11 protein-coding genes and 1 pseudogene are annotated in these 12,927 nt (G+C 41.3%); 8 read left to right on the plus strand and 4 right to left on the minus strand.

Annotated features, from left to right (window positions below; genetic code table 11):
- Positions 1-428 precede the first annotated feature (428 nt).
- The 3 genes from EHLA_RS07945 to EHLA_RS07955 are packed head-to-tail and all read left to right on the plus strand — an operon-like array spanning position 429 to position 3,313.
- On the plus strand, positions 429-1,175 hold the full coding sequence (locus EHLA_RS07945; protein WP_096240149.1) for a DUF5058 family protein: 747 nt from the start codon (positions 429-431) through the stop codon (positions 1,173-1,175).
- 19 nt (positions 1,176-1,194) lie between these two features.
- On the plus strand, positions 1,195-1,872 hold the full coding sequence (locus EHLA_RS07950; RefSeq protein ID WP_096240150.1) for a hypothetical protein: 678 nt from the start codon (positions 1,195-1,197) through the stop codon (positions 1,870-1,872).
- Between the two features lie 4 nt (positions 1,873-1,876).
- Positions 1,877-3,313: a M20/M25/M40 family metallo-hydrolase gene (locus EHLA_RS07955; protein ID WP_096240151.1), complete on the plus strand. Its 1,437-nt coding sequence runs from the start codon at positions 1,877-1,879 to the stop codon at positions 3,311-3,313.
- A 119-nt stretch (positions 3,314-3,432) separates the two neighbouring features.
- Here EHLA_RS07955 and EHLA_RS07960 read toward each other — a convergent pair whose 3' ends face one another.
- Positions 3,433-4,473 (minus strand): ATP-binding protein, encoded by a 1,041-nt coding sequence (locus tag EHLA_RS07960; RefSeq protein WP_096240152.1) that lies wholly within the window; start codon positions 4,471-4,473, stop codon positions 3,433-3,435.
- 295 nt (positions 4,474-4,768) lie between these two features.
- Between EHLA_RS07960 and EHLA_RS07965 the strand changes: the two genes are divergently transcribed.
- From EHLA_RS07965 to EHLA_RS07990, 5 genes are all read left to right on the plus strand, one after another.
- Positions 4,769-5,218 (plus strand): GNAT family N-acetyltransferase, encoded by a 450-nt coding sequence (locus EHLA_RS07965; protein ID WP_096240153.1) that lies wholly within the window; start codon positions 4,769-4,771, stop codon positions 5,216-5,218.
- A 1,152-nt stretch (positions 5,219-6,370) separates the two neighbouring features.
- Positions 6,371-7,219 (plus strand): tyrosine-type recombinase/integrase, encoded by an 849-nt coding sequence (locus tag EHLA_RS07975; RefSeq protein ID WP_096240155.1) that lies wholly within the window; start codon positions 6,371-6,373, stop codon positions 7,217-7,219.
- Positions 7,212-8,363, plus strand: a complete 1,152-nt coding sequence (locus tag EHLA_RS07980) for an IS91 family transposase (protein ID WP_096240156.1) — start codon at positions 7,212-7,214, stop codon at positions 8,361-8,363. The genes EHLA_RS07975 and EHLA_RS07980 overlap by 8 nt, the downstream gene beginning before the upstream one ends.
- 541 nt (positions 8,364-8,904) lie before the next feature.
- The gene (locus EHLA_RS07985) at positions 8,905-9,756 is read left to right on the plus strand and encodes a tyrosine-type recombinase/integrase (protein WP_005343052.1); all 852 of its coding nucleotides are present in this window, start codon (positions 8,905-8,907) and stop codon (positions 9,754-9,756) included.
- A complete protein-coding gene (locus EHLA_RS07990) occupies positions 9,749-10,900 on the plus strand; it encodes an IS91 family transposase (RefSeq protein WP_005343049.1) in 1,152 nt (383 codons plus the stop codon). The genes EHLA_RS07985 and EHLA_RS07990 overlap by 8 nt, the downstream gene beginning before the upstream one ends.
- 286 nt (positions 10,901-11,186) lie before the next feature.
- Here the strand turns inward: EHLA_RS07990 and EHLA_RS07995 are convergent, their stop codons facing one another.
- From EHLA_RS07995 to EHLA_RS08000, 3 genes and pseudogenes are all read right to left on the minus strand, one after another.
- Positions 11,187-11,660 carry an erythromycin esterase family protein gene (locus EHLA_RS07995; RefSeq protein ID WP_242970695.1) on the minus strand — a complete coding sequence of 158 codons (474 nt, stop codon included), beginning with the start codon at positions 11,658-11,660 and terminating at the stop codon, positions 11,187-11,189.
- Between the two features lie 132 nt (positions 11,661-11,792).
- Positions 11,793-11,876 (minus strand): annotated as a pseudogene (locus tag EHLA_RS16090) (CDP-alcohol phosphatidyltransferase family protein); the annotation flags it as partial.
- The gene (locus tag EHLA_RS08000) at positions 11,861-12,910 is read right to left on the minus strand and encodes an FUSC family protein (RefSeq protein ID WP_096240157.1); all 1,050 of its coding nucleotides are present in this window, start codon (positions 12,908-12,910) and stop codon (positions 11,861-11,863) included. The gene EHLA_RS08000 and the pseudogene EHLA_RS16090, both read right to left, overlap by 16 nt.
- Positions 12,911-12,927: the final 17 nt, after the last annotated feature.

The following is a 12,927-nucleotide window of genomic DNA, read 5'->3' on the forward strand; positions in this document are numbered from 1 at the left end:
CAATGAAATCAGTTTCTCACCAAACTGCTTCAAACAAAAAAAGTCTTCTAACATACTAAAATATGTCAGAAGACGCTACGATACCTATTCAGATTTATAAAAGAACCTAAATTAAAACACGGCAGAAAACAGCCTGTGCTGTGCTGTGCTGTGCTGTGCAAAGTCTAATTTCTTTTGCCATAGCTGTCAAGTCCTTCCTATTAGAATATTGTTATTATATCAAAATTATACAGTTTTGTCAATTTATTTGTCATATCCGCCGATTTTTTGTTGATTTTAACCATATATCCCAATGTTTATTTATCTAACTTGAAATTCCATTACCTTCTTCGGAAACATTCGTTGAAGAAGTTACGCCATGCCTGTATAATTAGTAAGCAAGTAGTAAAGAAAATAAAGTTAAACAATACACTTAGGAGGAAATCTATATGTCTATTTTGAATCAATTGAACAGCATACCAATGTATGCTATATGCGGATGCATTGTGGCATTTGTTGCAATTGTCTGTATCATTTTCCTTGTGCGGGCTTATCGGGCGGGAAAGGCAATCGGCATGGATACCACAAATATGAATCGGGCGATTATATCAAGTATCACCTTTTCCATACTGCCCAGTGTGGGAATTCTGCTTGGTGTGATTGCCTTGTCCGGTTGTCTGGGAACACCGTGGCCATGGCTTAGGTTATCGGTGATCGGTGCGCTTCATTATGAGACGCAGATTGCAGAGGCAGCGGCAGAGCAGGTAGGAATGTCATCCCTGTCCGCCGCGGAAATGACACCCACTGCCTTTACAACGATTGCGCTTCTGATGAGCGTATGCATCATCTGGGGAATGGTGCTTTCTATTTTCTTTAACAAAAAATACACCAGAAAACTCAGTGACCAGAAGAACAGTTCCGGGGCAGGATTTGGGGATATGGCCATGAAAGCAATGTTTATTGGTCTTGTCAGCACTTATGTGGGACGCTATCTGGGACAGTTTGTATCTGAAAATGGGGTATTTACATTTACCGGGGATTACATACCGATTATCGTTATGATTGTGTCGGCGGTTGTCATGGCAGTGTTTACGTTCTTTATCGAGAAAAAGAAAGTGGCCTGGCTGGACAGCTTTTCTCTGGCAGGAAGTATGCTACTTGGAATGACAGCAGCCGTATTTGTTGCGCTATTATAATGGAAGGAAGGTAAACGATATGGAAGAGAAAAATATGGATTTATGGGAAAATTACAGGAAACGCACACATGTAATCGGGCGGATTACCAGCACAATCGTGCTGCTTATGCTTCTGGCTGCGCCGTTTCTGATTGGAAAATATTTGGGAGCATTTCCGGATCTGAAAGCTGTGGCAGGCGGCTTTTTGTCAGTTGGCTTAGTCTGGCTGGTGAGCAGCGTTGCGGAATTTTTGATTTATACTCCGATGCTTGGATCGGGCGGAGGATATCTTGCATTTATCACCGGTAATCTCATCAACATGAAGATTCCCTGCGCAATGAATGCAAGGGATATGGTGGATGCCAAAAGCGGAACTCCGGAAAATGAGATTATTTCCACCATTTCCATCGCAACCTCGTCTCTGGTGACGATCCTTGTTCTGGCACTGGGAGTGCTTCTTTTGGTACCTCTTCAGCCAATTCTGCAGAACCCGGTGCTGCAGCCTGCATTTGAGAATGTGGTTCCTGCATTATTTGGAGCGATGGCATACAAATATTATCGTGGAAATATGAAAATTGCCCTTTTTCCGCTGGTGATCATGAGTGTGCTCTTTGTGCTACTTCCGAGCCTGATCGGTTCCACAAGTTTTATGATTATTCCATCGGGTGCTATCGCTATTGGGGTGGCTTACTTAACATATAAAAAGGGAAGGAAATAAGAAAATGAAATATTTATTGTTAATACCTGTTCTGATCATTGCTTTACTGCTCATCGCCGTACTGCATACGCTGATGACACCGTCAAAAAAATCGGATTATGTTCCGAAGGAGGATGAAAAAGAAACCCTTCGTCTGGCGAAAAAACTGTCCAGAATGATTCAGTGTGACACCACCTCATACCCTCATGTAGCGGACAGAGAACGATTTTTACAGTTCCACCAGCTATTGGAAGAGCTTTTCCCTCTGGTGCACAACCATCTGGAAAAAACAGAGATTGACGGCAATCTGCTCTACTACTGGAAGGGGAAAAGCAGTAAAAAACCAATTCTTCTGATGAGTCATCAGGATGTTGTTCCGGCAGAGGGAACCTGGACACACGAACCATTTTCGGGAGATATTGCCGATGGTAAGGTGTGGGGCAGAGGTGCTGCAGACACGAAGTGCTCACTGATGGCATTTTTTGAGGCTGTGGAACAATTGCTGGCAGAAAATTATGTGCCGGAAATGGATGTGTATCTGGCTTCCTCCTGCACAGAGGAATGGGCCGGTGATGGCGCACCAAAGATTGTAAAAGAACTGCAAAACCGTGGTGTTGAGCTTTTCCTTGTATGTGATGAGGGTGGTGGAATCATTACGGAGCCAATCGGCGGAATTCCAGGCAACTTTGCCATGGTAGGTGTATTTGAAAAGGGTAAGGCAGATGTGAAATTTACTGCAAGAAGTACCGGTGGACATGCAAGCGCCCCGGCGCAAAATACACCAATTGCAAGGCTGGCCTCCTTCGTAAATGAGATGGAGCATCATTCACCATTCAAAAAGAAAATACTGCCGGAAGTGGCTGCAATGTTTAAAACTCTCGCACCATACGCATCCTTTGGGTTGAAATTTGTGTTGGGAAATCTATGGCTGTTTGGACCACTGTTAAAGGTGGTGCTTCCAAAAATCAGTGCACAGGCCGGCGCAATGCTGAAAACGACCATTGCATTTACCAAACAGTCCGGTTCCGATGCGTACAATGTGATTCCGCAGGAGGCAACCCTTGGTGCCAATATGCGTTTTATCCCGCATCAGGGCGAGAAGGAAAGTCTGGAGCTTGTGGAAAAAGTTGCAAAGAAGCATGGTCTGAAGACCGAGGTGCTTTATTCCAATGATTATTCCAAGCCGGTGGATCTGAATGGAGAGGCATTCCAAGTGGTGATGCATGTGATTGACGAGACATTTCCGGGACTGGCAGCAAGTCCTTATGTGGTGACGGGAGCTACGGATGCCTTTGTTTACCAGCAGGTCTGCAAAAGCTGTATCCGTTTTGCACCGGTGATCTACGGACCTGAGCAGATGAAGGGCATGCATGGACTGGATGAAAATATTGAGTATGACTGTCTTCCGGGAGCAGTTCGCTTTTATCAGAATTTGATAAAATTCCACGGACGATGCCAATGAAGCACAAACGCTTGCTGAATAAAACGGATTCTGAGGGAATAGTGGTGTGATAGTATGTTAAGTGGGAGTGTCTCGCGCAATTTTGAGCGAGACATTCCCATAAGCTTTTTCATAATTCATTAAATCAGGCGAGCCTTCACGAAGTCATCAAACCGGGGTAGTGCCAGTGACAAATGTCCATATTCCTGCGTATTGACAACCCCTTTTCTTTTTAACCGGTCACGATATACGGAAAATAATTCTGACTTCATTCCAAGTTTTTCCCGAATATTTTTTATCTTTGTTTCCCCACTAACCGACATTTCGTAAACAATTTTTTTATCCAGCTCCGACATTTCTGACCAGATTTTGCTGTAAACATATTCTTCGAGATACTGGTCATACTCAGGGAGAATTTCTTCAATGGTCATATGCTCTCTGTTCTCCCAATAAAGATACCCCAGAACCTGAAATGCAAATGGATAACCTTTTGTCAGAAGTGCCATATATTCTGCATCCTGTACGCTTAACCCGAAAATGTCCATGTAATGCTTCTTAACTGCCGTATAATTGAGAGGATCCAGCACTATTTTGGGTGCACGATACAAAAAGGTGAGGGATTTCTCATTCTGCAAATCGTAGAGATTGTCATAGAGACCGGTCATCAAAAGAAATACAGGGTAATCCTGCCTGAGGAATATCTGGAAAGAGCTGGCAAATACCCGTATGTTATCACTATTGGTGGCTTCATCTATGGTAATGAGCAGACGTTTTCCCTCTTCTTTCAACACTCCCAGCATAAGGGAAATTGCCGTTTCTATATCTGTCACAGGAGCTGCATTCTCAATGGATACCCCCAGCCCAAATGCGGAAAAATCAAATTTTGCCTTCAAAAAAAGCGTATGAAGCTCCGGAATTCCATACAATTTTGCGGCAAGACTTTGCAGAAGATCCCGGGCTGGATTGAGTTCAAGCGTAATCCAATTATTATCTTCTGCAATTATATTTGATACAGTTGTCATCATCACCGTTTTACCGGAACCTCTGACTCCGGTAAGCATATAAATTTGATTCGATGGCACATCTGCTCTGAAATTCTCAACAATTTCATTTGTCTGCGTGATACGTGATATAAACTGTGCTGGTTTTTTCCCGAATGACAATGTAAATGGATTGCTCATCTTTGCCCCCTTATATAACTTTTATTATATTATATAGTCTTATATAAGTTTATATAACTTTTTCTTTATTATATAAGTTTATATAACTTTTTGTCAATATTCTAGTGATCCGAGATACATGCTCACATGCTTATAAAAAATGCATATCTTTACTTTGCAGAAGAACTTCCTGTATAATGCAAATATAGGGAATCGCAAGAGAATTTCTTTACAAAGTGGTAGAAGTGGCACAAAGAGAATGAACAATTTTGCAGAAAATAGGTAAAATGAGGTTGTTTTTGACAAGGAGAGGAAAATGCAAATCATTAAATTAACAAACGAATACAAAGAGGAAGTATTTCGCATGATGAAAGTATTTTACGCTTCCTCTGCGGTCATTCATAAATCGTCTGATGCAATTCTTACGCAAGATATCGACGATTGCATATCGGATAATCCCTTCATAGAGGGGTATGTATTGAAAGAAAATGATTCTGTGATTGGATATTCCATGATTTCCAAGAATTACACCACGGAATATGGCGGTCTCTGCATCTGGATAGAAGATCTTTACTTTAAGGAAAAGGCAAGAGGAAAGGGATATGCCTCCGTATATTTCAAGTTTCTTGAAGACACATACCGGGAGGCGGTAAGATTTAAGCTTCAGGTGGAGATGGAAAATACTTCCGCTATCGAAGCATATCACAAGAGTGGATATGGGATGTCCGAATATCGTCTTATGACCAAAGAAATGGATAAGAATTAAGATTCATAAATTTCCGTTTGTCGAGATTCTGCTTGCGGGTGTTTTTATGGATATAGGTTGTGGTAGGGCGGGGAGAGGCGGATGCTGATTCTCTCAGAAAAATTGCAAGTCAACCTCTAAAATCGACCGGGCGTTACCGGCCGATTTCTTAACGGGGCAGTTGCAATTTTGTCCTCGAGAATCACATCCACCTCTCCCCGCCATTTACACAATCTATATTCGTAGGAAAAATTTTTGCGATGCAAGCAGAATTCCGACTTCACTACAGTAGCGAGCTACGCTCGCAGGTGATGTTTTAATCTTTGTACTTGTTATATTGCATGGTAAGAATTATTTTTTAGCTTATGCATGAGAGATTTTAATCTCTATGTTCATTATATGACTCTGCAAGGATTACTTTTGCTCTTAGATATAGGGAGGTTATAAGATATTTTAATCCTTAGATTCATTATGTTGTAGCATTAAGATTATTTTAGAGATTGAATATAGGATATTATAATCCCTATGCTCATTATGTTATATTTCAAAGATTACTTTTGATTATGTGCAACTTATATTTGCGAACGAAGTGAGCTATGGGAGTGAAGTCAGGATTTTTACAAATACATACAGCCAAGAACCAAGCTGAGAGGATGTCGCGGATTGCAGATTGTGACTCCGGAGGTGCTTACAGCTTCTTGGCAGGTCTTCGTTCTCAGCAAGCCCGGCCACGGATGGCCGGGGCTAGCGAGGATAGGCCATGGATGGCCGTCCGCAGCGGTGCGTCAAGAACCAGCCCATCGGCAGAGCTGCTTAGAAGCTGTTAGTGCCGTAGCCCGGAACAAACAGCAATCCGCGGCATCCTCTCAGCGTAGCTTTTTACACTTACTTGAAACATCTCGACAAACTGGAATTGAACAAAATCGCTGCGCGATGGCCTGCCAAGGCTGTGGCGCAGTTTTTCTTTCTCTAAATCAAAAAGCAGTGGAAACCAAGTCCTAATAGTAGTATTGTTAAGTCACCACAACCAACAATCAAACAGGATCGACATTACCACTGCCTATGACAAGATTAACACCTTATCGCTTAATTAGCAAGCGGTTTTATTATTCCAATGCACCTCCATGTAAGCAGTGATACCTGAGATTACTGACTTTACATGGAGGATTTATTATGTACGAAAAATATTTATTACAGCTTGAAGAGGCCGGAAAGATCCGTAACCTTAAAGAGCGTTCTATCGATTGCTACAAAAACTATGTTTCCTATTTCCTTAACTACATGGGAAAGAACCCGGAAGAACTTACCTGTCAGGATGTCAGAGGCTTTCTTCTTGCCCGGAAGGACGATGGCCTGAAAGCAACCACGCTTAATCTTTATAATTCTGCCATCCGTTTTTTCTATCGGAATGTACTTCATGTTCTGTGGGATGATATCACCGTTCCTCGCATGATGATAGAGCACAAGCTCCCTACCGTACTTTCTGTTGATGAAGTAGAGCGGCTTCTTGATGCTACGGATGACCTGAAATATAAAGCCATGTTTGCCACCATGTATTCTTCTGGAATGCGGGTCTCCGAAGTGATCCATCTTCACTATGATGATATTTCCCGCACTAACATGCAGATTCATATCAGGGATACAAAGAACCGGATGGACCGTTATACCATTCTGTCTGAAAGAAACCTTGCGCTTCTTACGGAATACTGGTTTCGGAAAGGAAGGCCAAAAGGCATTCTGTTTCCAAATCAGTTTACAGGACAGTATCTTACCGTAAGTACACTGGAACAGGTGATCCGCCGTTCTGCAGCGGCTGCCGGGTTATCCGGTGTCACACCCCACTGCCTCCGTCACAGCTTTGCCACTCACCTTATGGAGCAGGGAGTGGAACAGCGGAATATTCAGGCATTGCTTGGACACCGTGATCCGAAATCCACAGAAGTTTATCTTCATGTCAGCAACAAATCCCTTATGGGCATCCGTAGCCCTTTTGACAAAAAGGATGGTACAGTCAATGGATAAACCCACAGTACAGGATATTTTTCACCGTTTTTATCCGGCATACCTCGATCAGTATTCACCTTCCCCTGTACAGGCAAAGGTTGCACATAACATCATGAACTGTAAAACCGGTGCCTATGGTGCAAATGTATGTATATGTGAGGATTGTGGTTCCGTACAGATTCATTATAATTCCTGCCGCAACCGCTGCTGTCCCATGTGTCAGGCCGTTCCCAAAGAGATGTGGATGGACGCACGCAGGGAGGATGTCCTTGATGCTCCCTATTTTCATCTGGTTTTTACTGTTCCCGATCTTTTAAATCCGGTCATTTACAGCAACCAGAAGCTTCTTTATGATACCTTATACCATGCAGCTTCTGCAACCATCAGCGAACTGGCTGCCGACCGGGAACATCTCGGTGCAAAGGTTGGATACATCTGCATCTTACATACCTGGGGCTCTGAAATGAATTTTCATCCCCACATTCATACCATTCTGCTCGGTGGCGGTCTGACCTCTGACAATCAATGGAAGGACAAAGGAGAAAATTTCTTTCTTCCCATTCAAGTCATTTCCAAAGTGTTCCGCGGAAAATATCTGGAGGAGCTGAAAAAACTGTGGGAAGAGGATCAGCTGGTTTTTCATGGTACTGCCGAAAAGTTCCGTAACCATTATGAATTCAAGGAACTCCTGGATTCCTGTTATGGTACGGACTGGGTCCCTCATTGTAAAAAGACTTTCAATGGTGCCGGGTCAGTAATTAATTACCTTGGCAAGTATACTCACCGCATTGCTGTCAGCAATCACCGTATTATCCGCATGGATGATGATACCGTTACATTCTCAGTAAAGGATTACCGTAATGAGGGGCAGTGGAAGGAACTGACCATTTCCGGTGTGGAGTTTGTCCGGCGGTTCCTCATGCATGTACCACCAAGGCGTTTTGTCCGTATCAGGCACTATGGGCTGCTGTGTTCCCGTACTAAGAATCAGAAGCTCACTCTTTGCAGAAATCTCCTTGGATGCAAGAAATATCTTTCAAAGCTTCGTAACATGGAAATGCCGGAAGTACTGGAACATCTTTACGGCATCAAAGTCTGTGTGTGTAAAGCATGTGGCGGACATCTTGGAAAACCGCAGATGAAAATACCGCTACGCTGCTAAAGAGCAGTTTCCATACTTTCAAATGCCTCAGTTTCTGAGGTTTTATTGTCATGCCTATTTTCCGGGAGTCCATGAATTATTGTAGCTTTCATACTGAAAATCCTATATACTCATGAATGGGAACAAAGAATTGAAAGTCCATAGTATACAGCTAACAGGACGCTCACTTTGTTCAATTAGGTCAAATCGCAAATGGTGTAAACGAAGGGGCAGTTCACTGCAATGTCAAAACTGCTTTTTCGTTTACACCATCAGCGATTGTAACCTAAAGAATTGAACAAAATCGCTGCGCGATGGCCTGCCAAGGCTGTGGCGCAGTTTTCTACTTTTTCTAAAAAAGGCAGTGACAGGATTGTCCCAAGATAGTATTGTTAAAGCACGACCTAAAAACAAACTTCAAACACGGGCTTAGTCCCAGCAACTGCCTATGAAAAGAATATCATCTTTAGGCTGCTTTCACAAGCAGTTTTATTTTGCAAATGCGCCTCCATGATAGGTAGTTACTGTTATTATTACTACTTTTATTTCATGGAGGTTTTTTATGTACGAATCATATATTAATAAAATCGAAGATGTCGGAAAGCTTAGAAATCTTAAGCCTAAAACTATTACGCTTTACCAGAAAAATGTTTCTCGTTTTTTGAATTACATCCAAAAAAATCCCGAAGAACTGACTTGCGAAGATGCCAGAAATTATCTTCTCCATTTACAAGGCAAAGGAGACAAAGCTTCTACACTTAACAATAACAATGGTTCGCTTGTATTTTTTTATAAACGTGTCTTAGGTAAGCTATGGGATGATAACTTAGTACCTAGAGCCATTAACGATTATGCTGTTCCGGAAGTTCTTTCTTTTCATGATGTTGAGAAACTTTTAAATGCAACGGAAGATTTAAAATACAAAGCTATTTTTGCAATCATGTATTCCTCCGGCTTACGCATTTCAGAAGTATTACATTTGCACTATGAAGATATTTCAAGAAAAAATATGCAGATTTATATACGAGACTCTAAAACTCATACAGCTCGTTATGCACTATTGTCCAAGAGAGCTCTCGATATTCTTACTGAATATTGGTTCACTTGTGGAAGACCTACCGGAATTCTTTTTCCCAACAAGTGGACTGGTGAATATCTCACAACTTCCGGTCCAAGACTTGTTTTCAAAAAGTCTTTAAAGATTGCCGGCCTTCCACACAGTATACGCATGCATTCTCTGCGACACAGCTATGCAACTCATCTTTTGGAAGATGGTGTTGATATAAGATATATTCAAACCTTGTTAGGACATCGTTCCCCTAAGTCCACCGAAATCTATCTTCATGTTAGCAACAAGGCATTATTAGGTGTTCAGAGCCCTTTTGATAAGAGAGCTGGTGAAATAAATGGTTAATCCTACAGTACAGGATATATTTCACCGGTTTTATCCACTCTATTTAGAGCAGTATTCTCCTTCTCCTCAGCAAGCAAAGGTGGCTCATTGTATTATCAATTGCAAAACCGGAGCTTATGGTGCTAACGTACAATTCTGTGAAGACTGTGGACATCCACAGATTCACTATAATTCCTGTCGTAATAGATGCTGTCCCATGTGCCAGGCGCTCCCAAAAGAAAAATGGATGGATAAACGTCGTGAAGATGTTCTCGAAGCTCCTTACTTCCATGTGGTATTTACAGTCCCACAGGAATTAAACTCTTTAATCTACAGCAACCAGCAACTTCTGTATGATGCACTGTATCATTCTGTTTCTGCAACTATCAATGAGTTAACAGCCGATACAAAGCATCTCGGTGCAAGGGTGGGATATATTTGTGTGTTACACACCTGGGGATCTGAAATGAATTATCATCCTCATATTCATGTTATCCTTCTTGGCGGTGGACTGACTGCTAAAAATCAGTGGCGTGATAAAGGTGAAGAATTCTTCCTTCCGGTAAAAATTTTGTCAAAGCTGTTCCGTGGTAAATATATGGATGAGCTGAAACGCTTGTGGAATGAGAAGAAGCTTCAGTTTCATGGGAGTAGTGAAAAATATCGCAATCATTATGCTTTCAAAGAATTGCTGAATACCTGTTATGAAAAAGACTGGATTCCCCATTGCAAGAAAACCTTCAATGGGGCACAGTCTGTCATTAACTATCTCGGTAAGTATACACATAGAATTGCCATCAGCAATCATCGTATCATTCGCATGGACGAAAATACTGTTACTTACTATGTGAAGGATTATCGTGAAGAAGGTAAATGGAAAGAATATACCATTTCCGGAATCGAATTTATCCGCAGATTTCTTATGCATGTGCCGCCAAAGCGCTTCGTAAGAATTAGACACTACGGTTTACTTTGTACCAGAAGCAAGACCAAGCACATTACATTATGCCGAAACCTGCTTGGCTGCAAACAATATCTTTCAAAACTTAAAGATATGGAAGCACCCCAGATACTTGAAACACTCTATGGTATCAATGTCACTGTTTGTAAATGTTGTGGCGGACATCTTGGCAAACCACAGCAGAGAATACCTCTACGGATTTAAAGAGCTCTATTTATATTTTTTCAAAAACCTCAGCGATGAGGTCTATTTGTCGTGCCTTGATTTTGCAAAAAACAACCTGAAGTTTTACAATCCGCACAGGAACTTCATAATCTTCGTGAAAAGAGCAAGAATTGAAAGTCCATACAGATCGGCTACACAGACGCTTACTTTGTTCACTTTGGCAAAATCAAACGCAGCGCAAACGAAAGGGCAGTTTTTCTATATTTCAAGACTGCTTTTTCGTTTACGCTGCTATTGATTGTAGCCTAAAGAAGTTTTGCATACGCTATTCTTCTAATATTTTTGTAGGGTTCGCATCCGTTACAAATATCATACTATCATAAAGCACCGCAGGAGGTTGAAACATTCGATAACTTGGAGGAAGAAATCGCATAATGATTGAGTAGCTTTCTCCAAGTGTTCCCATATAGGTGTATTCAGAAGCCTGCCTACCCAGTTCAGAATTTTCCGGGACTTTAGTAAAATCCAACCAACAAATATCAAATCCCGCCAGTTTTGCCGCCTTTGCTAAAGGGTCATGGGAATAAAACACCTGAATTGTACGCTTTTCACTTTCATTGTACTGGCGCATATAGGAGATAAGTTCTGCCATCTCTTCCGTTCTATAAATGGAAAATCCAATCGCTGCAGCTGCTTCCTGTGCTGTCCCCTCACCGCCGTGTATATATCGGTTTACCTGCCCGCAGCCGCCGTAGTCACCTTCAAGGGCAAACGCCCTAACACCATTATTTTTTACCATCTGCTTTATATTTTCCACGAGTTCAGCATAAGCTAAAAACTCTTCTTGTCTTTTTATTCTTCATATCTGATAGCCCTTTATAATGAATCAGTTCTCCTAAATATTTTTCTAGTCATTGCAATATAAAATTGCTTATACAGTCTCTCCCTTAAGAGTCCTGGTATTCTGGATAATATACAGAGCGACCAATATGACCATCATTATAGCGCACTTTCCTTTTTTTTAGACATAAACCAATAAAATATAACACAAAATGCTAAAGCAAACACAACACCAAAAACATTTTGAATCACTCTAAGACTAACCGCTCCTTGTAGTCCATAAGTCTCTGCAGCAATGGCTAAAGCACCAAATGTGTTAAATACTGCCTGCCAGCCATATTGTGCTGAAAATCCTACACCGATTCCACCAAGAATTCCTATATATGCATAGATTGACGAAGGAAGCAGAAAATATAATACTGTAAAACATATAACACCTGCAATATTTCCGACAATCCTTTTACGGACTCTGTAGTGCATATCTTCCCTAAACGGCAAAATCGCGGACATGGCCGCAATACTAGCCCACATTGCACGTGGCATATTACAAAGTTCTGCAATGCAAAGGACAATCGGTACGCATAAAATCTGACATATCTGCCATTTTGTTCTGGAAGAAGTGATATCAAATTCTTGTATCAGATCTTTCAGATTTCTTTTATAAGTTTTGTTTTTATGATTTCGATAAAATACGAAGCAGGTAAGTGCTGCACCTAAAGCCATTCCGACTAATCGCGTCTGATAGCTTTTTCCCGTAACATCATAACCATATGGCAGCAGATACCCAAGAACCAATGTAGATTGATTAAACATGAATGGATTATGGCATCCGAACAGAATCAACACAGCCAGTGCCGCAATATTTAACAGCATTCCCAATACCGGTGAAAACTGATTTGCTAAATGCGGACATACAGTCATAATTACAAAGAACAAAGCCAAAAGCATCGTAGATTGTCCGGTGTGGATCCCCAGATCCGCATTCCGAAATACCATAAGGCATAATAAAACTACTACACCCACAATACTATTCTCATTTCCAAATAAGATACTGAAAATAGTAACAAATAAAAAACAAAATGCCATTGTAACAGCTATCTTCACCAGATATACCCACATATGATATGATTTTTCTTTCACTGTTTCACTCTTTTTCAACAGATTTTTAGAACCTGCCTGATTTAACTGCAATTCCTGATAAAATGTCATGTAATTCCTCCTCTATC

Source organism: Anaerobutyricum hallii (assembly GCF_900209925.1).
Lineage (GTDB): Bacteria > Bacillota > Clostridia > Lachnospirales > Lachnospiraceae > Anaerobutyricum > Anaerobutyricum soehngenii.

Coding starts and splice junctions, on each gene's coding strand:
- EHLA_RS07945 (WP_096240149.1), top strand. CDS start 429: ATGTCTATTTTGAATCAATTGAACAGCATACCAATGTATGCTATATGC.
- EHLA_RS07950 (WP_096240150.1), top strand. CDS start 1,195: ATGGAAGAGAAAAATATGGATTTATGGGAAAATTACAGGAAACGCACA.
- EHLA_RS07955 (WP_096240151.1), top strand. CDS start 1,877: ATGAAATATTTATTGTTAATACCTGTTCTGATCATTGCTTTACTGCTC.
- EHLA_RS07960 (WP_096240152.1), bottom strand. CDS start 4,473: ATGAGCAATCCATTTACATTGTCATTCGGGAAAAAACCAGCACAGTTT.
- EHLA_RS07965 (WP_096240153.1), top strand. CDS start 4,769: ATGCAAATCATTAAATTAACAAACGAATACAAAGAGGAAGTATTTCGC.
- EHLA_RS07975 (WP_096240155.1), top strand. CDS start 6,371: ATGTACGAAAAATATTTATTACAGCTTGAAGAGGCCGGAAAGATCCGT.
- EHLA_RS07980 (WP_096240156.1), top strand. CDS start 7,212: ATGGATAAACCCACAGTACAGGATATTTTTCACCGTTTTTATCCGGCA.
- EHLA_RS07985 (WP_005343052.1), top strand. CDS start 8,905: ATGTACGAATCATATATTAATAAAATCGAAGATGTCGGAAAGCTTAGA.
- EHLA_RS07990 (WP_005343049.1), top strand. CDS start 9,749: ATGGTTAATCCTACAGTACAGGATATATTTCACCGGTTTTATCCACTC.
- EHLA_RS07995 (WP_242970695.1), bottom strand. CDS start 11,660: ATGGTAAAAAATAATGGTGTTAGGGCGTTTGCCCTTGAAGGTGACTAC.
- EHLA_RS08000 (WP_096240157.1), bottom strand. CDS start 12,910: ATGACATTTTATCAGGAATTGCAGTTAAATCAGGCAGGTTCTAAAAAT.